This window comes from Halomonas sp. KM007, from assembly GCF_050709225.1.
Taxonomy (GTDB): Bacteria; Pseudomonadota; Gammaproteobacteria; order Pseudomonadales; family Halomonadaceae; genus Vreelandella; species Vreelandella hamiltonii.
The window spans coordinates 2,572,679-2,593,677 of the sequence record NZ_CP136131.1 but is presented as its reverse complement, the minus strand read 5'-3'; the positions used below and the strand labels follow the sequence as shown (position 1 = coordinate 2,593,677).

The 20,999-nt window shown below is 59.4% G+C and carries 19 protein-coding genes; 7 read left to right on the top strand and 12 right to left on the bottom strand.

All coding sequences use genetic code 11. The features are described from left to right. The first annotated feature begins 47 nt into the window (after positions 1-47). The gene (locus RVM27_RS12250; RefSeq protein WP_498956718.1) at positions 48-713 is read left to right on the top strand and encodes a DMT family transporter; all 666 of its coding nucleotides are present in this window, start codon (positions 48-50) and stop codon (positions 711-713) included. Here the strand turns inward: RVM27_RS12250 and RVM27_RS12245 are convergent, their stop codons facing one another. Beyond that, the gene (locus RVM27_RS12245) at positions 714-1,490 is read right to left on the bottom strand and encodes a tRNA-uridine aminocarboxypropyltransferase (protein WP_096923404.1); all 777 of its coding nucleotides are present in this window, start codon (positions 1,488-1,490) and stop codon (positions 714-716) included. A gap of 168 nt (positions 1,491-1,658) precedes the next feature. Here RVM27_RS12245 and bioB point away from each other — a divergent pair, with 168 nt between their 5' ends. Genes bioB through bioA form a run of 6 tightly spaced genes read left to right on the top strand, consistent with a single transcriptional unit; the run spans position 1,659 to position 7,361 of the window. Then, on the top strand, positions 1,659-2,747 hold the full coding sequence (gene bioB / locus RVM27_RS12240) for a biotin synthase BioB (protein ID WP_498956717.1): 1,089 nt from the start codon (positions 1,659-1,661) through the stop codon (positions 2,745-2,747). Then, complete coding sequence (bioF, locus tag RVM27_RS12235; protein ID WP_498956716.1) at positions 2,740-3,879, top strand: aminotransferase class I/II-fold pyridoxal phosphate-dependent enzyme; 1,140 nt, start codon at positions 2,740-2,742, stop codon at positions 3,877-3,879. The genes bioB and bioF overlap by 8 nt, the downstream gene beginning before the upstream one ends. Continuing rightward, complete coding sequence (locus RVM27_RS12230; RefSeq protein ID WP_498956715.1) at positions 3,876-4,586, top strand: alpha/beta hydrolase family protein; 711 nt, start codon at positions 3,876-3,878, stop codon at positions 4,584-4,586. The genes bioF and RVM27_RS12230 overlap by 4 nt, the downstream gene beginning before the upstream one ends. After that, positions 4,583-5,368 carry a methyltransferase domain-containing protein gene (locus tag RVM27_RS12225; RefSeq protein WP_498956714.1) on the top strand — a complete coding sequence of 262 codons (786 nt, stop codon included), beginning with the start codon at positions 4,583-4,585 and terminating at the stop codon, positions 5,366-5,368. The genes RVM27_RS12230 and RVM27_RS12225 overlap by 4 nt, the downstream gene beginning before the upstream one ends. Beyond that, positions 5,365-6,087 carry an ATP-dependent dethiobiotin synthetase BioD gene (gene bioD / locus RVM27_RS12220; RefSeq protein ID WP_498956713.1) on the top strand — a complete coding sequence of 241 codons (723 nt, stop codon included), beginning with the start codon at positions 5,365-5,367 and terminating at the stop codon, positions 6,085-6,087. Before RVM27_RS12225 ends, bioD begins: the two co-directional genes overlap by 4 nt. After that, positions 6,084-7,361: an aspartate aminotransferase family protein gene (gene bioA / locus RVM27_RS12215; RefSeq protein WP_498956712.1), complete on the top strand. Its 1,278-nt coding sequence runs from the start codon at positions 6,084-6,086 to the stop codon at positions 7,359-7,361. The genes bioD and bioA overlap by 4 nt, the downstream gene beginning before the upstream one ends. 41 nt (positions 7,362-7,402) lie before the next feature. Here the strand turns inward: bioA and RVM27_RS12210 are convergent, their stop codons facing one another. The 11 genes from RVM27_RS12210 to RVM27_RS12160 form a co-directional block, all read right to left on the bottom strand. Continuing rightward, a complete protein-coding gene (locus tag RVM27_RS12210) occupies positions 7,403-8,116 on the bottom strand; it encodes an SIR2 family NAD-dependent protein deacylase (RefSeq protein WP_486997171.1) in 714 nt (237 codons plus the stop codon). Between the two features lie 2 nt (positions 8,117-8,118). After that, complete coding sequence (gene aceK, locus RVM27_RS12205; RefSeq protein ID WP_498956711.1) at positions 8,119-9,885, bottom strand: bifunctional isocitrate dehydrogenase kinase/phosphatase; 1,767 nt, start codon at positions 9,883-9,885, stop codon at positions 8,119-8,121. Positions 9,886-10,088: 203 nt separating this feature from the next. Beyond that, positions 10,089-12,080 carry a polysaccharide biosynthesis protein gene (locus RVM27_RS12200; RefSeq protein WP_498956710.1) on the bottom strand — a complete coding sequence of 664 codons (1,992 nt, stop codon included), beginning with the start codon at positions 12,078-12,080 and terminating at the stop codon, positions 10,089-10,091. A gap of 115 nt (positions 12,081-12,195) precedes the next feature. Beyond that, positions 12,196-13,362, bottom strand: a complete 1,167-nt coding sequence (locus RVM27_RS12195) for a UDP-glucose 6-dehydrogenase family protein (RefSeq protein WP_498957776.1) — start codon at positions 13,360-13,362, stop codon at positions 12,196-12,198. Positions 13,363-13,373: 11 nt separating this feature from the next. Then, positions 13,374-14,582, bottom strand: coding sequence for a DegT/DnrJ/EryC1/StrS family aminotransferase (locus RVM27_RS12190; RefSeq protein WP_498956709.1), 1,209 nt, complete (start codon positions 14,580-14,582; stop codon positions 13,374-13,376). Positions 14,583-14,620: 38 nt separating this feature from the next. Further along, positions 14,621-15,241 carry an acetyltransferase gene (locus RVM27_RS12185; RefSeq protein ID WP_498956708.1) on the bottom strand — a complete coding sequence of 207 codons (621 nt, stop codon included), beginning with the start codon at positions 15,239-15,241 and terminating at the stop codon, positions 14,621-14,623. After that, positions 15,238-15,831: a sugar transferase gene (locus tag RVM27_RS12180; RefSeq protein ID WP_498956707.1), complete on the bottom strand. Its 594-nt coding sequence runs from the start codon at positions 15,829-15,831 to the stop codon at positions 15,238-15,240. Before RVM27_RS12180 ends, RVM27_RS12185 begins: the two co-directional genes overlap by 4 nt. Positions 15,832-15,863: 32 nt before the next feature. Next, positions 15,864-17,123: a glycosyltransferase family 4 protein gene (locus RVM27_RS12175; RefSeq protein ID WP_498956706.1), complete on the bottom strand. Its 1,260-nt coding sequence runs from the start codon at positions 17,121-17,123 to the stop codon at positions 15,864-15,866. 2 nt (positions 17,124-17,125) lie between these two features. Continuing rightward, a complete protein-coding gene (gene wecB, locus RVM27_RS12170) occupies positions 17,126-18,193 on the bottom strand; it encodes a UDP-N-acetyl glucosamine 2-epimerase (RefSeq protein WP_498956705.1) in 1,068 nt (355 codons plus the stop codon). Between the two features lie 23 nt (positions 18,194-18,216). Further along, positions 18,217-19,716 carry a hypothetical protein gene (locus RVM27_RS12165; protein ID WP_498956704.1) on the bottom strand — a complete coding sequence of 500 codons (1,500 nt, stop codon included), beginning with the start codon at positions 19,714-19,716 and terminating at the stop codon, positions 18,217-18,219. Continuing rightward, positions 19,706-20,998: a tyrosine-protein kinase family protein gene (locus tag RVM27_RS12160; protein ID WP_498956703.1), complete on the bottom strand. Its 1,293-nt coding sequence runs from the start codon at positions 20,996-20,998 to the stop codon at positions 19,706-19,708. The genes RVM27_RS12165 and RVM27_RS12160 overlap by 11 nt, the downstream gene beginning before the upstream one ends. Position 20,999: the final 1 nt, after the last annotated feature.

The window sequence follows — 20,999 nt, the reverse complement described above, 5'->3', positions numbered from 1 at the left end:
TAAGCTGGCGTATTCGCCGCGGCCTGCTGGTAGGCGTACTGTTCAGTGTGGCCATCGCCTTCTGGGTGCTGGGATTGCATCACTCCCAGCATCTGGGCGAAAGCGCCTTCATCAACAGCCTGGGCATTCTGCTGGTGCCGGTGGTGGCCCGCCTGCTGTTTGGCGACCGTCCCGCCACCAGCACCTGGGTAGCCCTGCCCGTCGCGCTGACAGGCTTTGCGCTGTTATCGCTGAATGCCGGTTTTCGGGTAGAGGCTAGCCAGCTGCTGATGCTTTGCGCGGCCTTGTGCTTCGCGCTGCTGATCAACGTCAATGCGCGGGTGGTGCGCAATGTGCCTGCCCTGTCGTTGACCACGCTGCAGCTGCTTTCCGTGGGCATCGTGTTGACCGCTGTTTCATGGGTCATGGAAGAGCAGACGCTCTCCCTCGATGCCCCGATTCTGGGCTGGTTTCTGGCCAGCGTGCTGCTGGCCAGCTCACTGCGGTTCTTTCTTCAGATCAAGGCGCAGGGCATGACCACGCCGAGCCATGCCGCGGTCATTCTGATGCTGGAGGCCGTCTGGACAGCGCTGCTGGCCGCCTGGTGGTTCAACGAAACCATGTCGGTGCTTCAACTCACCGGCTGCACGCTGATTTTCGCGGCCCTGCTGATCAACCGCTGGTACTGGGTGCGCAAGCTGCTGTTGCGCTGGCTCCCCGCCGCCAGACCCTGATCAGCGCGGCGCATCCCCCGCTTTTCGGGCCAACAGCCGAGTCATGGCCGCCGTTGGCTCCTCGATCTTGCGGTAATAGCGGCTCTCGGCGTAGCTGTCGTTGAACACATCGAAGTAGTCGTCCAGCACGCTGGCGGCGTTTTCATCACCGCTCTGACGCAGCAGTTCGATGGCCACCTCGGCGGTGCACAGGTGGGCTTTCGAGGCGGGCTTGCGCAGCCGGTAGCGGGTTTCGCGCTCGGTACGCAGCGGCAATACCGGCAGCGTGTCCAGATAAGGGCTCTTGCGGAACATACGCCGGGCCTGCCGCCAGGTGCCGTCCAGAATGATGAAGACTGGAATACGCGACTGCTGCTTGACCGCCTGGACGGCCTCCAGCCCCACCACCCGCTCCGCGTAATCCGGCTGGTCATCAGGAAAAATCACAAACGGCGCATAGCGCGGGTCTTGCAGCAGCGCGGCCAGCGCCTCGTCCGGCGCCGTGCGATACCAGGTAAATACCCGAGTGTTGGTCAGCACATCGCCAATCAGGCGGCCGGTATTGGTCGGCTTGAAGTGCTCGATGGAGTGGGTCAGCAGCCACACCTGGGCGTCACTCTCTGCCTTGACCTGATAAGGGCACAGGCAGTTCAACTCGGGCAGATTGCACCCTTCGCAGCGCTTGACGAAGCTGCCGCGCGCTTTGAATTCACGCCGCGGCGGTCGCGGGTGCCCCGTAGCCGGGTCGCGGTCGGTCAAGGCATCATGCTCAGGGGGCAGCGAGGTCGCGTCAGGCATCTGCGCTCCAGTGGTGATCAAAAGGCGCAGAGTATAAAGCAGGCCGTGCACCGTGACGAATGTTCCCTTCCCCCGCCCTCCAGTAAACCAACCAATCATTAAAAGTTGACACCCTTGACATCTCACCGCTAGAGTTCTGTCAACTTTCAAATTAAAAAAGGTTTACCCGTGACCACTCACACGACGGCTTCTCACTCGGCTGACGCCGCTCCGCGCCATGACTGGACCCTCGAGGAAATCGACGCGCTGTTTGCGTTGCCCTTCAACGACCTGCTGTTTCAGGCCCAGCAGGTCCACCGGGCACACTTCGATGCCAACGCGGTGCAGGTGTCTACTCTGCTGTCGATCAAGACCGGGGCCTGCCCAGAAGACTGCAAGTACTGCCCGCAGTCGGGCCACTACAACACCCAGTTGGAAAAAGAGAAGCTGCTGGAAATCGAGAAGGTAGTGGCCCAGGCCCAGGCGGCCAAAGAAGCCGGCGCTAGCCGTTTCTGCATGGGGGCCGCGTGGCGCAGTCCACGGGATAAGGATTTACTGCTAGTCGAAGAGATGGTTCGCCAGGTAAAAGCCCTGGGGCTTGAAACCTGCATGACGCTGGGCATGGTGGATGGTGAGCAAGCCAATCGTCTTGCCGCCGCGGGGCTTGATTACTACAACCACAATCTGGATACCTCGCCGGATTTCTACGGCGAAATTATCACCACCCGTACTTACAGCGACCGCTTAGAGACCCTGGCCACCGTGCGCGATGCCGGTATGAAAGTGTGCTCTGGCGGCATTTTGGGCATGGGCGAAGGCGCACAGGATCGCAGCGCTCTGCTGCAGCAGTTGGCCAAGCTCTCGCCACATCCTGAATCGGTGCCTATCAACATGCTGGTCAAAGTACCGGGGACGCCGCTTGAGAACGTGGAGGATTTAGACCCGTTGGCGTTCATCCGCGCCATTGCCGTGGCGCGCATCATGATGCCCCAAAGCCATGTGCGGCTCTCCGCAGGCCGTGAGCAGATGAGCGAATCCACCCAGGCGCTGGCCTTCCTGGCCGGTGCCAACTCCATTTTTTACGGCGACAAGCTGCTGACCACCGGCAACCCCCAAGCAGAGCGCGACCGCGCGCTGTTTGCCAAGCTGGGCCTGCACCCCGAGCGCCGCGATACCTGCGAAGACGACACGCAGCATAGCGAGCGGCTGGCTCAGCAGGCTCAGCGCAATGCCCAGGCCGAACGCGCCGCGGCGCTGGCGGTGGACGCCAGTGTCTGAGGCGTGGCAGCAGCGCTTGGCAACCGCCCGCGATCAGCGGGAGCGCCTGCATCGCTGGCGCTCCCGCCGAGTCGCGTCTCACGATGCGCTGGACTTTGCCGGCAACGACTACCTGGGCCTCGCCCAGGACCCACGGGTGCAGGCCGCCCAGGCAGAAGGCGCCAAGCGCTTTGGTGCCGGGGCCGGGGCGTCGCATCTGGTCAGCGGCCACCTGGGCATTCACGACGCCCTGGAAGCTGCGCTGGCCGAGTGGACCGGGCGCGAGCGGGCGCTGCTGTTCTCCACCGGCTATATGGCGAACCTGGGCGTGCTGCAAGCGCTGGCGGATTCCCACACCGCGATTTTTCAGGACCGCCTCAATCACGCCTCGCTACTCGACGGGGCCGCGCTGAGCGGCGCCCGTTCCCGACGCTACCACCACCGCGATGGCCAGGATCTGGCGCGTTTACTGGCGCACAGCCGGGCCACCCATCAGCTGGTGGTGAGCGACGGCGTGTTCAGCATGGACGGTGATATCGCCGACATCGAACAGCTCGCCCACCTCAGCCAGCAACATGGCGCCTGGCTGATGATCGACGATGCCCACGGGCTTGGCGTCCTTGGCGAAAACGGCGCAGGCTGCGTGGCAGGCTTCAATAGCCAGCAGGTGCCGATTCTGGTCGGCACCCTGGGCAAAGCGCTGGGCACCGCGGGCGCTTTCGTGGCGGGGGATGCGGCACTGATCGAACACTTGATTCAGTTTGCCCGCAGCTATGTGTACACCACCGCCCAACCGCCCGGCATTGCCGCCGCCACCCTGGAAGCGCTCACCATCGTCCAGCGGGAACCGGAGCACCGCCAGCGGCTTGCGCGCCACATCGACTACTTCCGCCAGCAGGCCACGGCCCTGGGGCTTCCTTTGGGCCACTCCCAAACGCCGATTCAGCCGCTGCTGCTGGGTAGCGAGCAGCGCACCATGGCCTGGGCCGCCCGTTTCGATAAACACAACGTTCAGGTAGGCGCGATACGCCCGCCCACGGTGGCCAACGGCGAGGCGCGACTGCGTATCACGCTCAGCGCCCGCCATACCCAGAGCGATATCGACCGACTGTTGGACGTGGCCGCGACCTGCCTGCACGAGGAGCCGCGATGAAGCTCATACTGCTGTCGGGCTGGGGCGTCGACCGCCGTATATGGCAGACGCTTTCGGAGCATTGGCCCAATACGGTCGTCCCCAGCGCAGTGGAGTGGCCCGGCTACGGCGATGCTCCAGCGCTACCTACCCCCACGAGCATTGCCGCGCTCGCCAAGCGTATGGCCCCCGAGCTACCCAGCGACGCCGTCTGGGTAGGCTGGTCGCTGGGGGGGTTGCTGGCCACAGCGCTGCTCGATCACTTGCCGCCGCCCAAGGCCCTGCTGCTACTGGGTGCAGGCAGCCGTTTTTGCAGTGACGGGAAGGATGGCGGTGTGACACACGAGGAGCTGGCCAGCTTTCAGCGCGCTTTCCGCCGCGCCCCCGTTGCCACGTGGCGGCACTTTCTGCGCTGGCAGGCCCAAGGCGAACCCAACGCTCGCGAGGCCCACCGCCAACTCAGTGGGCTGCTGGGCGACGCGCCCTGCGCGGACTCTGCCACCCTGGCCCAGGGCCTGACATGGCTGGCCACGCTGGACAACCGCGCGCACTTCGCGGCACCGCCCTGTCCTATCCACCTGCTCGCAGGCACCCAGGACCCGCTGCTGCCAAACCGCACTCGCCAACAGGCCTTGCGGCTGGAAGACGCCGGGCACTGCCCGATGCTCTCACGCCCAGCCCGGCTCGCCGCTCGGCTGGCCGAGCAGGCGACACAGGTGCCGCGATGAACTCACCGTTGCTCTCTACCCCCGTCCCCCACTGGCAGACCCGCGTTGCCCGGGCCTTCTCCCGAGCGGCGCCGCGCTATGACGCGCTCGCCAGCGCCCAGCGCGATATCGGCGAAGCGCTCTGGCAAACGCTGCCGAAGAGCGCCCAGCAGGTGCTCGATCTGGGCTGCGGCACCGGCTACTGGACCCAGCGGCTGGCCACCCATTACCCGGAGGCCACCATCACCGGGCTCGACCTGGCCCCGGGCATGCTCGCCTACGCCCAGGCAACCTATGGCGAGGCTATCCGCTGGCAGCTGGGGGACGCCGCCGCGCTGCCGCAAAACGATGCCAGCGTTGAGCTGGTGTTCTCCAATCTGGCGATTCAGTGGTGCCCAAGCATCGAGGATGTCATGCAGGAGCTGGCGCGGGTGCTTGCCCCTGGCGGGCAGGCGCGCATCACCACCCTGCTGCCCGGCACGCTTCATGAGGTGGCCACCGCCTGGCAGCGGCCCGAGGCCCTGCTGCAAACGCCGGACGCCAGCACCGTGCGACGGGCGATTGCACGAAGCGGCTTGCGGCTTACCCACCACGTGCGCGAGCAGCGGCGCTTTTTCTACCCCGACCTGAATGCCGTCATGGCCTCCATCAAGGGCGTGGGCGCTCAGGTGGCAAGACCCCACGCGCAGCTCACCCGCCAGGCACTGAGCGATGCCCGGTTGCGCTATGAAGCACTGCGCACGCCGCGGGGGCTGCCGGTGAGCTACCACTGCCTGACGCTATGCCTGGAAAGCGCGAAATGAACAACACCTATTTCATCACCGGTACCGACACCGATGCGGGCAAGACCCTGGCCGCCAGCGCGCTGCTGTGTGCTGCCCGTCAGCGCCAGTACACCACGCTGGGGTTGAAACCGATTGCCTCCGGCAGCGAGGCCACGCTCAGCGGCTTGCGCAACCGCGATGCTCTGGCGCTACAGGCACAAAGCCTCCCGCCGGTGGATTACTCGACGGTCAATCCGTGGGCCTTTGCCCCCGCCATTGCGCCCCATTTGGCGGCTCTGGAAGCGGGCATGGTGCTGCGCGTGACCAGCGTGACTCAAGCGCTACGCGCTACCTTGAGCCACACGCCACGCGACCTGACGCTGATCGAAGGCGCCGGCGGCTGGCGAGTGCCGCTCAATGAGGAGGAGGATTTTTCCGACCTGCCCCGTGCACTGGGCCTGCCGGTGATTCTGGTCGTTGGGCTGAAACTCGGCTGCCTCAACCATGCGCGGCTCACCGCCGAGGCCATCGCCGCCGATGGCGTGACGCTGGCGGGCTGGGTGGGCAGCGTGGTGGACCCGGCCTTTGCCAGCGATAGCGCACGCTTTGCGGCCAATGTGGCGCTGCTCGAACGCGCCCTACCTGCGCCCTGTTTAGGGCTCATTCCCTATTTGGTACAGGCAGATGCCGCTACCGCGCAGCGCTTTATCTTCCTTGATGCGCTGCTCACTCCCACGGCCCAGGAGGCTACGCCATGAACTCTCCCGTGTGGCACCCCTACGCCCATCTCAAGACCCAGACACCGGCCCCCAAGGTGGTGGGCGGTAGCGGCAGCCACTTTACGCTGGAAAGCGGTGAACGCCTGCTGGATGCCACCTGCTCTTGGTGGTGCATGATTCACGGCTACGGCCACCCGCGCCTGGTGGCCGCCATCCGCGAACAGGCCGGCGAGCTGTGCCATGTGATGCTGGGCGGCCTGACCCACGGCCCCGCCGACCAGCTGGCACGGGCGCTGGTGCGCATTACCCCGCCGGGGCTGAACCACGTGTTCTTCTCCGACAGCGGTTCGGTGGGCATGGAGGTGGCCATGAAGATGGCGCTGCAGTATCAGGTGCTCATCGGCCAACCCGGCAAGCGCAAGATGCTCTCGCTGATGAAGGCGTACCATGGCGACACCACCGGCTGCATGGCGGTATGCGACCCCGAAGAGGGCATGCACGGCCTGTTCGCCAGCCTGCTGCCTCAGCACCACTTCGCCCCGGCCCCCACGGCACCCTTCGATGCCACGCCAGCCCAGGTAGCGCATGACCTCGCTGCGCTACGTGAGGTGCTGTCGCGCCACCACCAGGAGATCGCCGCACTACTGATGGAGCCGCTGCTGCAAGCGGCGGGCGGGCTGAACATGACCTCGCCGCACTACCTGCGCGGCGCCCGCGCGCTGTGCGACGAGTTTGGCGTGCTGCTGATTTTCGACGAAGTGGCCACCGGCTTTGGCCGCACCGGCAGGCTGTTTGCCGCCGACCACGCGGGCGTCACGCCGGATATCATGGTGCTCTCCAAGGGGCTGACCGGCGGGTATCTGGGCCATGCGGCCACGCTGGCCACCGACAGGGTGCACGAGGCGTTCATTGGCGACAGTCAGCACCACGCCTTCATGCACGGCCCCACCTTCATGGGCAATCCACTGGCTTGCCGCGTGGCGCTGGAGAGCCTGCGGGTGTTCGAAGAGGAGCATTACCTGGAGAAAATCGCCGCGCTCAGCCAAGTGCTACAGCGCGAGCTGCTGGAGGACGCGGCGCTGCGCGCGCACCCGGCGGTGGCGGATGTCCGGGTGCTGGGCGCGACAGCGGTGATCGAGACCCATGGCAGCGAGGCGCTGGCGGGCGTGGCCGCGTTTGCCAGAGCACGGGGCGTATGGCTGCGCCCCATTGGCCGCTGGCTCTACACCATGCCCGCCTATATTGCGACGAACGCCGAGATCACCCAGATTACCGGAGTCATGAAAGCGTGGTTTCTCAAAGCGCACCGGTAACCTGCCATCCATCGGTTCGCTCACCCCGCCCCGTCATTGACTCAAGGCAAGAGCAAGTTGCCCTGCTTGCGCCACTGGTGAACCAGCGCTGGCACGCCTTCCCCCGCCGTGGTGTTGATCGCCAGCACGCCAGGCGGGCTGAGCGCATCGGCATCGGGGTCTATCAGTGCACAGGGGGTATCGTAGTCGATGTAGGTCAGCAGCGACGCGGCGGGCATCACCGCCAGCGAGGTGCCCACCACCAGCAGGAAATCGGCCTGGCTGACCAGCTCGCAGGCCTCTTCGAAGAGCGGCACGGCTTCCCCGAACCACACCACGTCCGGGCGCAGCTGGCTGCCTTTGTCGCACACCTCCCCCAGGCGGATTCCTCCCTTGGGCAGCGGGTAGCGCAGCCGGGCATCGACGGATGAGCGTGCCTTGAGAATCTCGCCGTGCAGGTGCAGCACGTGGCGCGAACCGGCACGCTCGTGCAGGTCATCGATATTCTGCGTCACCACGCTGACTCGGAAGCCTTCCTGCTCCAGCGCGGCCAGCGCCTTGTGGGCGGCATTGGGTTTGGCCCGGCGGATCTGCTCACGGCGCTGGTCGTAGAAGGCCAGCACCCGTTCGGGGTTGCGCCGCCAGCCCACGGGCGTGGCGACGTCCTCCACGGGATGATCTTCCCACAGGCCGTCGCTGGCCCGAAAGGTCTCGATGCCGCTTTCGGCGCTAATACCCGATCCGGTCAGTACCACCAGGTGAGGGGGTTGAGTCATGACTAATGTACCAGTTGGCCGATGGTTCCGGAGAACCGTTGCTTGTTGCGGTAAGGGTAGACATCGATCACCCGCCCATTGCGAATGGCCTGCTGCAACCCTAGCCAATAGTCCGGGTCGAACAGCTCCGGGTGCTGCTCCATGAACAGCGCGCGAAGTTCGGGGTTGGCAAACATGAACGGACCGAACTCCTCGGGGAAGATATCGTGAGGGCCGATGGAGAGGCTAGCGCCGCCATCCATGTAACTATCGCCCTGCTGGGCTTTGGGCATGTGGCGAAAACGACACTCCGTAAGGTAGCTCACTTCGTCGTAGTCGTAAAAAATCACCCGTCCGTGACGGGTAACGCCAAAATTCTTCAGCAACATATCGCCCGGAAAGATATTGGCGGCTGCCATCTGTTTGATGGCATTGCCGTAATCCTTCAGCACCATTACTCGCTCATCGGTGCTGCACTGCTCCAGATAGAGGTTCAACGGCGTCATCATCCGCTCGGTGTAGCAGTGTTTGATAATCACCTTGTCGCCTTTCAGCGATACCGTGGAAGGAGCGACTTCCAGCAAATGGGCCAGACACTCCGGCGCGAAGTGATCCTGACGCACGATGAAGTTGGAAAACTCCTGGGTATCGGCCATCCGCCCTACCCGGTCGTGACGCTTCACCAGCCGATACTTCTCTCGCACGATGGCTGGCGTAACCTCCTTGGCCGGGTCGAACTTGTCCTTGATGATCTTGAACACGGTGCGAAAGCTGGGCAGCACGAACACCGCCATCACCATGCCCCGCACCCCCGGGGCGATGATGAAGCGCTCTTCGCGCTTGGCCACCTGCTGGTTCAGGGCGCGAAAAAACTCGGTTTTACCGTGTTTGAAAAAGCCGATGGCAGCGTACAGCTCGCCTTCCGGCTTGTGGGGCATGAGCTGTTTCAGGTAGCCCACGAACTCCCCGGGAACCGGCACATCGACCTGAAAGTAAGCGCGGGTGAACGAGAAGATGATCGACACTTCATCGGTTTCGGTGAGCACGGTATCCAGATGCAGGCGGGGGTCACCGCCCTGCTGCTCGCCGTACCCTTCGCCATGCAGAATCGGCAGCACCAGCGGCACCTGCTCGCCGCCGCCGAGTATACGGCCCACCAGGTAGGCCCCTTTGTTGCGGTAGAAGACGCTGTGGAGCAGCTCCACCCGTGCATCCACCGCCTGCCAGAGGCGGGCGGGCAGCTGGGCTTCCAGCAAGCCCGCACCCAACTGGCTATCGCGTTCCAGATGGGCAAAGGGCGTTTCCAGCGGCGCCTCTTGCAGCGCCCAGGCCAGCGCTCCGGCCCAGTCGCCGTTGACCGCATGACGGCGGCACAGCTCGATGCCCGAACGGTGCGCGGCATCTTCACGGGAGCTGTAGACGAACATCCAGTCGTTGCGGATATGGCGATGCTCAAACACCGAACAGAACAGCGAATTGAAAAAGGTCTCGGCCAGCTCGTAATCCAACCGCTGGCCGATCAAATTGGCATAGTGCCCGCGGGCTTCGCGCCAGGTCTCGCAGTGGGCCAGCACGTCCTGGGGAAACGTACGCTGCAGGCGCCCCAGCGTGTCCTGGACTTTTTCGCCGTAGAGATTGATCCGCGCCGCCGAGGCTTGCTGCGCCTCGCGCCACGCCGCATCGCGAAAGCGGCGGCTGGCATCCTGAGTGATCTGCTGGAAGCGTGCACGGTACTCATCGAACCCATGCAGCACCGTCGCCGCCAGGCGGTAGGCCGGAGAGTGTTTCATCAGGCTGGCTCACGTCGATAGAAAGCTTCCCAGACTCCTTGAACGGCAAACTACATACGAGACGACCTTAGTCCTGTGAAGCCTGCTCGAATTGCGGCGTACAGCCCAAGGAGAGGCCGAAAGGTATCGCAGAGCCTGGCGCTCGGGGCCGGGCATGGCTCAAGCAGTTGGAATCCCCCACCTTTTGGCGGGGAGGATGTCGATCAAAGTGGCGTACGAGACAACACAAGTTTCTCATCATGCGGAAGCTGCTGTAGGGCCATCACCGCTTGTTTGCGCTCAGAGCACTGCCACAGGTGGTCCACCAAACCAGCATTGGGGCGGTACCCCAGGGGCGCTTCAACGAGCAACTGCTGCAAGCGCGTGGAGTCGCCCTGCTTGCTAGCATTCAGCAGCTTACTTAATAGCGCCTGCACTTCCGGCAGAGAAAGCGCCACCTCATTCGCCGACATAATGCGTGGGTGCGCTGTTTTTACCACTTCCTCACCAATCAGCAGCTCTTCGTAAAGTTTTTCGCCAGGCCGCAAGCCGGTAAACTGGATTTCGATATCTCCATCATGAGGTTTCTTAGCGTCACGCGTGTCAGAAAAATAAGGCTCAAAACCCGACAAGCGCACCATCTTGCCTGCCAAATCCTTGATTTTGACCGGCTCGCCCATATCCAGCACAAACACATCCCCACCGTTAGCCATGGCACCCGCTTGAATGACAAGCTGTGCTGCTTCAGGAATGGTCATGAAATAACGCGTGATGTCAGGATGTGTAACGGTGACCGGGCCACCAGCAGCAATTTGCCGACGAAACAACGGCACCACGGAGCCGCTCGACCCCAGCACGTTACCAAACCGTACCATACAGAAGCGCGTATCGGTCTGAGCGTCGGCCATGGCCTGGCACACCAATTCAGCTAACCGCTTGCTGGCGCCCATCACGTTGGTAGGCCGCACCGCTTTATCGGTCGAGACCAGTACAAAATCCGTTACGCCGCAGGCAACCGCCGCCTTCGCACAGTTCAGCGTACCCAGCGCATTATTGAAAAGGCCCTCTTCAACGTTGTGCTCTACCATGGGCACATGCTTATACGCCGCCGCATGATACACCGTTTGCACTTGGTAGTACGCCATGACGGCTTGCAGGCGTTGCTCGTGTTGCACAGACCCCAGCAACGCGTGAATTGCCACCTCTTCAAGCCCTTCTGCATGCGCGATGGCACAGAGGCTCTGCTCGATGGCATACAGGTTGTATTCCGAAATTTCTAACAACAGCAGCGTGGCTGGACGCTGGCGCAAAATCTGCCGACACAACTCGCTACCAATCGACCCCCCCGCTCCGGTCACCAACACCACTTTGCCCGCAATATTCGCCGCCATCAGCGATTCGTTGGGCGGCACGGGGTCACGCCCCAGCAAGTCCTCAACGGCGACATCACGAATTTCAGTCATTTTCGCACGCCCAGACACCATATCCGCCAAGCCCGGTACCGTTTGCACCGGCACCGAAAGAGGCTCTAAAACTTCCAGAATTTCACGGCGCTTGGCACGGCTTGCACTTGGCATGGCCAACAAGATCTTCTCAACGCCCAAGGCCTCTACCAACTCCTCTACCTTGCGGGGATGGTACACCTTCAGCCCTTGTACTGAATGGCGCTGCAGGTCTTTGCTGTCATCCACAAACCCTACAGGCTCATACTCTTTCCCGTTACGCAGTGACACCACCAACTGCCGTCCCGAGCTACCAGCACCATAAATCAGCACACGCGTTTTATAACGCACCTGGCCACGATGATAGAGGCCACGCAGTATCAACCGCACCCCCCCGATACTCAGCATGGCCAACATGGCATAAATGAACGGCACCGAGCGAGGAATTGGCAGCAATAACATATAGTTAACAACCACCAGAGCGGCCATAGAAGCAAACACCCCCATCAAAATAGTGATAGTGGCTTGCATACTCATGTAGCGAATAATGGCTCGGTAGAAACCGAGCCTCATAAAAATAAACAAACTGATAGGGATAATGGCTGGCAGCACCCACCAAACCTCTGTTTTACTTAAAAAAGCCCAGCTGTCTAGCCGCAAAAACATGGCCAGCACGTAACTCAGTGTGATGAGTAAGGCATCTACCACTAGCTGAATAGCGCGCTTTTGCGCTCTAGACAGGCGAAACAAATAATGTAACGTGCGCGATAGCATACGGTTAACGCCCCCTTGAAATCCCAAAACCACTTCCCCACTCCCTCATACCGCATACCGCATACCGCATACCGCTAATTTTTGTTTTGTTTATCAATAATGCGGGTTAAACAGCTCAGTCGCTGCCGAACAGGTCGCGGGTGTAGACCTTCTCGGCGACGTCGGTGAGCTCTTCCGCCATGCGATTGCTCAAGATGACATCGGAGAGCACCTTGAAGGCGTCAAGGTCACGCATCACCCGCGAGTTGAAGAACTCGTCTTCCTTCAGCACCGGCTCGTAGACCACCACCTCGATGCCCTTGGCCTTGAGGCGCTTCATCACCCCCTGCATGGCGCTGGCGCGGAAGTTGTCGGAGCCGGCCTTCATGATCAGCCGGTAGACCCCCACCACCCGGGGCTGGCGCTTGAGGATCTGCTCGGCGATGAAGTCCTTGCGGGTGCGGTTGGCATCCACAATCGCCTGGATGATATTGCTGGGCACATCCTGATAGTTGGCCAGTAGCTGCTTGGTGTCCTTGGGCAGGCAATAACCGCCATAACCAAAGCTGGGGTTGTTGTAGTGATCACCAATCCGTGGATCTAGGCCCACCCCTTCGATGATCTGGCGGGTATCCAGGCCGTGGGTCGCGGCATAGCTGTCCAGCTCGTTGAAGTAGGCGACTCGCATGGCGAGATAGGTATTGGCGAACAGCTTGATCGCCTCGGCCTCGGTGCTGTGGGTGAAGAGCACCGGGATCTCCTCCTTCACCGCCCCCTGGGTGAGCAGCCCGGCGAAGGCCTCGGCACGGGCGGAACGCTCGCCGACGATGATCCGCGACGGGTAGAGGTTGTCATACAGGGCCCTGCCCTCGCGCAGAAACTCCGGCGAGAAGATCAGGTTCTGGGTGCCGAAGCGCTCGCAGGCCTCCACGGTGTAGCCCACCGGCACGGTGGACTTGATCACCATCGTCGCCTCGGGGTTGATCGCCATCACGTCCTGGATCACCGCCTCGACGCTTGAGGTATCGAAATAGTGGGTCTTGGGGTCGTAATCGGTGGGCGTGGCGATCACCACGAAGTCCGCGCCCCGGTAGGCGGCTTCGCGGTTCAGGGTGGCGGTAAAGTCGAGCTCGCGGTGGGCCAGAAACTCGCTGATCTCGGCATCTTCGATGGGCGATAGGCGATCATTGAGCATCGCCACCTTCTCGGGGACGATATCCAGCGCCACGACCTGGTTATGCTGGGCCAGCAGCATGGCGTTGGAGAGGCCGACGTAGCCGGTGCCGACAATGGCGATTTTCAACTTGCGCTCTTTCATTCTGTTACGTCTCCGCCACTCGCGGCCATCCGCATGACCTCACCCAGCACCCGGCAGGTCTTGTCGATCTCCGCCTCGGTCAGCGTGGGGTGGCAGAGGAACATCAGGCTGGTCTCGCCCAACTCACGCGCCACCGGTAACGGCGCTTCAGGCCGGAAGCCAGTGCCGTCGAACGCTTTCTCCAGGTACACCTCCGAGCAGGAGCCGGAGAAGCAAGGTACTCCGCGGCTGACGATCTCATTCATGATCCGGTCGCGGTCCCAGCCGTCGGCCAGCTGGTCAGGCTCCACGAACACATAGCACTTGTAGGCGGCGTGTTCGATATGCTCAGGAGTTACGGGCACTCGAAGCCCCGAGCACTCGGAAGCCGCCTCCCAGATCTGCCCGGCATTGGCCTGGCGAGCCGCCTTCCACTCCGGCATGCGAGCCAGCTGAATGCGCCCGATGGCCGACTGCATCTCGGTCAGCCGCCAGTTGGTACCGAAGCTTTCATGCAGCCAACGAAACCCCGGCGGGTGCTGGCGTTCGTACACCACTTCCCAGCTTTTGCCGTGGTCTTTGTATGCCCACATGGTGCGCCATAGGTGTTCATCGTTGGTGGTGACCATGCCGCCTTCGCCGCCGGTGGTCATAATTTTATCTTGGCAAAACGACCAGCAGCCCACATGGCCAATGGCCCCAACGGAACGCTCTTGGTAACGGGCACCATGGGCTTGGGCGCAATCTTCAATAACGCTCAGGCCATGCTGTTCCGCCAGGGCCATTAGGGGTTCCATCTCGCACGGCCACCCGGCCAAATGCACGGCAATAATGGCCCGCGTATAGGGGGTAATTTTTTCCGCCACCGTTTTGGCGGTGATGTTTTGCGATTCCGCATCTACATCAGCAAACACCGGCACGGCACCGGCGGTGACGATGCTAGAGACCGAGGCCAAAAACGTACGCGAGGTGACAATGACTTCATCGCGGCCACGGCCCTCGCCTTCCCCAATGCCTAAGCCTTTTAGCGCGAGGTCTAACGCCGTGGTGCCGTTGGAAACGGCAATGGCGTATTCACACTCGGCAAACTGGGCAAATTCACGTTCAAACTGGCGGCCCTCTTGGCCTGTCCAGTAATTCACTTGATTAGAGAGCAGCACGCGCTGCACGGCTTGGGCTTCTTCCTCAGTGAAAGAGGGCCAAGGGGAGAAAGGGCCATTCAGCATTCAATCGCCACCATGTGTTAAAAGAGAAAAAAGAAACGTTATGAAACAACAGGGCGCGCAGGCACACCGATAACACACTGATGATCGTTAACATGGTCAACGACGACAGCGCCCGCACCGATAGTGACATCGTGGCCCACCTGCATTAACTGCTTAATGCTGGCCCCAATGCCGACCCAGCTACACTCGCCAATAGTTACCAACCCTGCGACAGCACTGCCGGGGCAAACATGTACCCCTGCGCCCAAGCGGCAATCGTGGTCGACACTGGCGTTGGTGTTAATAATGCAGCCTTCGCCACAATGGGTATCTATTTGAACGACCGCACCAGCAAAGACCACCGTGCCAGCACCGAGTACCGTTCCACTGCTTACCGTCGCTTTAGGATGGACAAGCACGGGCATATACGCCCCGGCCTTCGTAAGCGCTTGCTGCTTTGCTAAACGGATACGATTGTTGCCGATGCCCACTACCACACCATCAAATGAGAGGTGCTGTTCTAGTAAATCGTGGCTGTTGCCGATCACCTGCCAGCGGCCATTAGTGGTGACGCCCGGCCATGCATCATCAAAAAAAACCACCTGCTGCCAACCGGCAGCCAGGGCCGTGTCAGCTACCACTTTGCCATGACCGCTAGCCCCCAAAATGGCCAGCTTCATTTTCCACTGCCCCGAAAGCGCTCCATAGTGGCTTGCCCTTCTGCTGAAATACCGTCTCGCACCAGCACCTTTTTAACGGTAAGCAACAGGATTTTAATATCCAGCCAGAACGAACGGTTCTCGACGTACCACACATCCAGCTTAAACTTTTCATCCCAGCTTAAGGCGTTGCGGCCGTTCACTTGCGCCCAGCCGGTAACGCCAGGGCGTACGTCGTGGCGGCGGTACTGTTCTTTTGAGTAGAGCGGCAAGTATTCCATTAGCAGTGGCCGTGGGCCGACTAAGCTCATATCGCCCTTTAGCACGTTCCATAGCTCTGGCAACTCATCTAGGCTGGTGGCGCGCAGCACATGGCCTAGCCGGGTCATTCGCTGTTCATCCGGTAGTGGGTTGCCCTGGTTATCGACGGCATCGCGCATGGTACGAAACTTGATCATTTCGAAGGGCTTGCCATTTAAGCCTGGGCGGGTTTGGCGGAAGAATACCGGGGAGCCGAGTTTGCAGCGTACAAGTAATGCCACAACCAGGAGAGCTGGGGACAAAAAAACAAGGGAAAAGAGCGCGACCAGCGTGTCAAACAAACGCTTCATAGCAAACAGCTCCTTTTGCCGTATAAATACAATCAACGAGTATATTTGCCAGGAGCAATATTCTGACACTCATGCGCCTTACCAGCCACTGCAGCCTCAAGAACTGACATCAGTTGACTTGCCAACACATCTCGGGAGAAAGAGTTCTCAGCTAGCTTCCTCGCAGAAGCCCCAGCATCATTGAGCCAGTTTTTATCATGAAGTTTATCATGTAGCTCCTTCGCCACTTCATCAATTGGCTTCTGCCACATAGCAAGTCCACAGCCACTATCGATGACAAGATCATGCATCCAGCCACCATAGTTCAGCATCACGGGAGTGCCTGAAGCTAGCGCATCAAAAAACTTGTTTGCGGAGTTGTTACGCATTTCCGGAAGGTCGACGAATAGAGAGGTCGCCATAGTGGCAGCACTCAATAATGATGGAACATCTTTTTTCGGCAGAGGATTTTCGACGAACAGGTTAATATTATAAACACCTGCCGCCTCGGCGGCTAACACCACCTCTCCCTTCTCTGCTCCATCACCAACTAACAGAATACGGACATCAGATCCTATAGAAAGCAGCTGCTTCGCCAACTCCACCATATAGCCCACACCATTTACCTTGCCAAAGGTGCCGGCATAGACCAAAAGTGGATTGTTACCCAACCATTCGCGCTCTGCCCTAAACCTTGCTCCGGCTTCCGGGTCATACTGAAATTCAACGTTGTCACTACTATTAGGAATTACTGCAATATTTTCCTCAGGAAAACCTCTGCGAAGCACCCCCTCTTTCATGCCAGGAGACAGGGCTACAACAGCCGTAGAGTTACGATATGCCCAATGTTCAAGCTTGCGAGCAATAAATTTGAGTACGGGATTTTTTAACGCGCCTACAGCAATCGGCATCTCGGGCCAAAGGTCTCGGACCTCAAAGACCATTGGCACTCCTTTTTTACGTGCAGCAGGTACGGCAGGAAGTGCTATTGTCAAGGGAGTGCTAGTGGCAAAGATAACATCAGCACTTATTTCCTCAGCCTTCTTCCGGGCGGCAAAGGCGAATGAGAAGAATGCCCTGATTCGTTCCGCGAAGCCCATATGATTCGAATATGGAACGGGATACCAATGAACATGGATTCCGGCCTCATCGGTTTCAAACCAACCCTTGGGCTTCTCTCCTGACTCACGAAAGCTAGTTACCATGTGGACTTCATGGCCTGCAGCAACCATACGCCTAGCCATTTCATAAGAGCGAGTGCCACCAGACATTTCGGGGGTGTTGAAATACTGGTGAAGGTAGACAATCTTCATAATCAAGATCCAGCCAAATGAGCGACAATTCTCTCCGCTGCCCGACCACCACCATACATTTCGTGGCGATCCTCGACGCGGCGACCGAAGTGCTGTCGAGCGGCGGCTACAATACGCTCCTTGTCTGCCCCTACCAGCTCATTGGCCCCGGCGTCGTCGACCAGTTCGACCCACTCCGTCTGGTCCCGCAGGGTGACGCAGGCCTTGCCGAAGAAGAATGCCTCCTTCTGCACCCCACCGCTGTCGGTTAACACCAGGCCACAGTGGTTAAGCAGCCACACCATCTCGAAATAGCCCACGGGATCGATGACATGCACCTCAAGGCTCAGCCCGGCCCTGTCGATCGCAGCACGCGTGCGAGGGTGCAGCGGTAACACCACCGGCGCCAGTTCCTGATGCACCTGGTTCAATGCCGACACGATGGCACTCAGCCGCTCGGGGTCATCTGTATTCTCGGCGCGATGCAGTGTGCCAAGCACGAAGTTCCCAACCACGCCGAGGTCAGCCGGCCTGACCGCCCGCTGGGCGAAGAACAGCGCCGCATCCTGCATCACATCTCCCACCTGCAGCACCTGAGCCGGCTTGTGGGCGAACCCCTCGCTTTCCAGGTTACGCACGGCGGTATCCGTGGGGCAGAACAGCAGGTCGCTGATCTGATCGGTCAGGATGCGGTTGACCTCCTCCGGCATCCGCATGTTGAAGCTGCGCAGGCCCGCCTCTACATGGGCAACGGGAATGTGCAGTTTTGCTGCCGCCAAGGCTCCGGCTAAGGTCGAGTTGGTGTCGCCATATACCAGCACACAATCTGGCTCTTCCAGCAGCAGCACCTTCTCGATTTCTATCAACATGCGCCCCGTCATGTCGCCATGAGTGCCACCATGGATGTTTAACAGGTGGTGTGGACGCGGGATGCCCAGTTGATCGAAGAAAATATCGCTCATATTGGCATCAAAATGCTGGCCAGTATGTAGCATGATCTCTTCGATGCCGTCAGTTTGTTGAATAGCGCGGGATACTACGCTGGCTTTGATAAATTGTGGGCGTGCGCCGATGATGGTTAAAATTTTCATTGTGTTCCTTTGAATATGAAGGCTTAGCGTGCAGCCTTGACTCCTCCTCGCCGCTTAATGCCTGCAGCAACGCGGTATAGATCAGGTATATTCACCCGCCCATCTGGCAGGTAACGTAAAACGCCAATGCCTTCAAGAGTATGCAGCAGGCCTTGGTACTTCTGCTTGGGTGTTTGAGCACCTTCCAATGCGTAGGGTGGCAAGTAGGGGCGCTCATCCGTTGTATCAGTTGATGGTGCATCCAACAGTGCCATCAGGTCTTTGGCTTTCCAAAGCTTGATCAGCTCGGCCGGTTCTGCCGGTACGGTTAAACCATGTAAAGGGTTAAGGACTTCAGATATCCAGGGGTAGTCTTCTTTAAGTTCCTGAAGACGTATTTCGGATGCCTTGATTACGCCTGACTTTATTCCCTCGTAGTGCAGCACACGCTCGGTATCCCGTTGCTCCGACTCTATAAGCGCCTGTTTAACAGCCAATAAAAAACTGCGCGGACTGACTTGGCCTTTGGCATCAGACAGATGATTTGGCAGCCAAGTATAGGTTTTGCCTCGTCGCCGGTTAGTTCCCATATAAGGACTCGAGAGCAAATTCAGAAGTTTTTCCTGATCAGCTTCGTTGTTCTTCAGTGCAGCAGGGAGTGCGTACACAGACGATGTGGCATTCGACTCGAGAGGTTCAAATACACAATTCAATGTGCTTTCAATGGTATTGCGAATAGTCAGGCCTACATCACCCTCACGATTAGCCAACCAGTGCCAGAGCAGGCCATACAGATCAACTTTGCGCCACTCCAGCATGACTTGGTTATGCTGCAGTTTAGAGGCATCCGGAAAGGCCCACAGGCTTTTGTCTTCCCACATATCAGGGCGCATGAAGAGCTTCAGGTGAATAGCAGAAAAGCCTTGCATATCAAGGCACACACGCAACAGACCCTGTGTTAGCTCACGAATGTTAGACCAGCTGCTGCCCAAGCGATCCAGCGCATCAAACACAATCAAAAAGCCCTCGCGCCTTTGCTGCAACACAGAATTGATATTGACCAGCCAATCCTCTTCCTGATCCGGGTTTTTATCAATAAAGGCCACACGCTCTGACCAGTTATCTCCCGGTAATGGCTGCTCAATCACCGGCAATACCTGATGCAATATCACGGCACGCCAGATGCTTTCAGCGGTAAAACCCTCTCTCAGCAGCTTTTCAAGTATCTGTCTGGATGGATAGCGCGCATCACCTCTGACACCGGCAAAACCGACCGACACTTGATAGTGATCCAATCGCAGGCGCGGCAACTGCCGGCTGATTAAGGCACGCGCCTTGGATTCGCTTAAGGCAGCTGACCAGAAACTTTTGCCGCTGCCACGATCCCCTACAACCAGCAAAGCATCGGGATTGAGCGCTTTTTCATGACCGGCAACCACATAAATATCACTGACTTGGGGAGCCTCTGCCCCCTGCTGAGCCGCAACCTCAGGGATAGCTTCCAGTCCCTGCTTAACGGCTGTAAAAAAAGTTTCATTGTTCATCTTCTACAACCTCCAACCGTTCATCCAGGCCACGGAACAGCTCACCAAACACCTGGTCGAGCTGCGTCTTTTCAATTCGGCTCAAGTCACGGCAGGGATCAAAGGTTTCAAAGGTATCCGAGCGGGGAATCATCAGTGGGTAATGCGGTGCCGAGTCATCCTGCTCATCAAAGCCGAATACCTCACCGAACGACTCATCGCTTTCCTCATACAGCGTATCGGACCATAAGCCGTAGGAACGGCCAACAAAATCGTCCAAGCCGGTCATTTTGGAGCGGGCGCTGACCATTTTAAAACGCTCCCGCCAATCCACCGCGCTGCCATCGCTGTGAGCCAGCTGCGACAAATGGCTGAACAGATAACGGTAGCCCTGCCAAGTCACTTCCAGATTCGTTGCAAAACAAAGTACTTCAGCGTCCAGATGCAGCAAACTGGCTGCAACCGTTTCGTGTAAGCCCGCCCGACTGTCGATCAGCACCACATCAGGCGAATAGGCTTCCTCCAGTTCTGTAACCATACGACGCAGGCGCTGAGCAAAATGCTGCAGCCCCTGCTCATCCTGTTTATCCAAATAGGCGCGCGCCAGTTTGGCAATGACGTTTTGTGGTGACTCATCTGTCACCGAACCAAATGCCGGTACAACCCACAAGCCTGCCGATACAATCGGGCTTTGTCGTGCCATATCCGGCACCATTGCTACCACATCATTACCGGCGATGTCCTCCACCAACCAATCGGCCACACCAAAGCGAGGCTTGCCTTTACGTTCCAGCAATTGAGCGCCTAATCCCGGAGCCTCCAAATCAAGGTCAACCACCAACAGAGTCTTACCCTGCTGACATAAATGGTAAGCCCATAACGCCAATGCGGTACTGCGCCCGACACCGCCTTTCAAACTAAAAAAAACGAACCGCGGCGGGTGTGTGGGCGGGTTTTCAGCGGGCTGTAACACCCAGTCTTCACCCATGGCACGGCGTTCGATGAGGTGAACCGGAAAGTCATCCAGATGCTGTATAACATGAGGCTCTTGCAACAGAGCATCGCCAGTCAGCGTATCGGATTTACGCACTGCGGGTGTTGATGAACCTGCATAATATCCCAGCGAAGCCACCAACTGTTGATTAAGCCGTTCCAAAACGTCTTCGGGAAGACTATCAGGCACCACCACAAACAAACGACCCTGCATATCACGAATAACGCGCATTGCATCGGGTGCAACCGCCGGCTGTACTGACTTGAGGCATTGAACAACAAGGCTCAAACTTTGATCAAAGGTTATCATC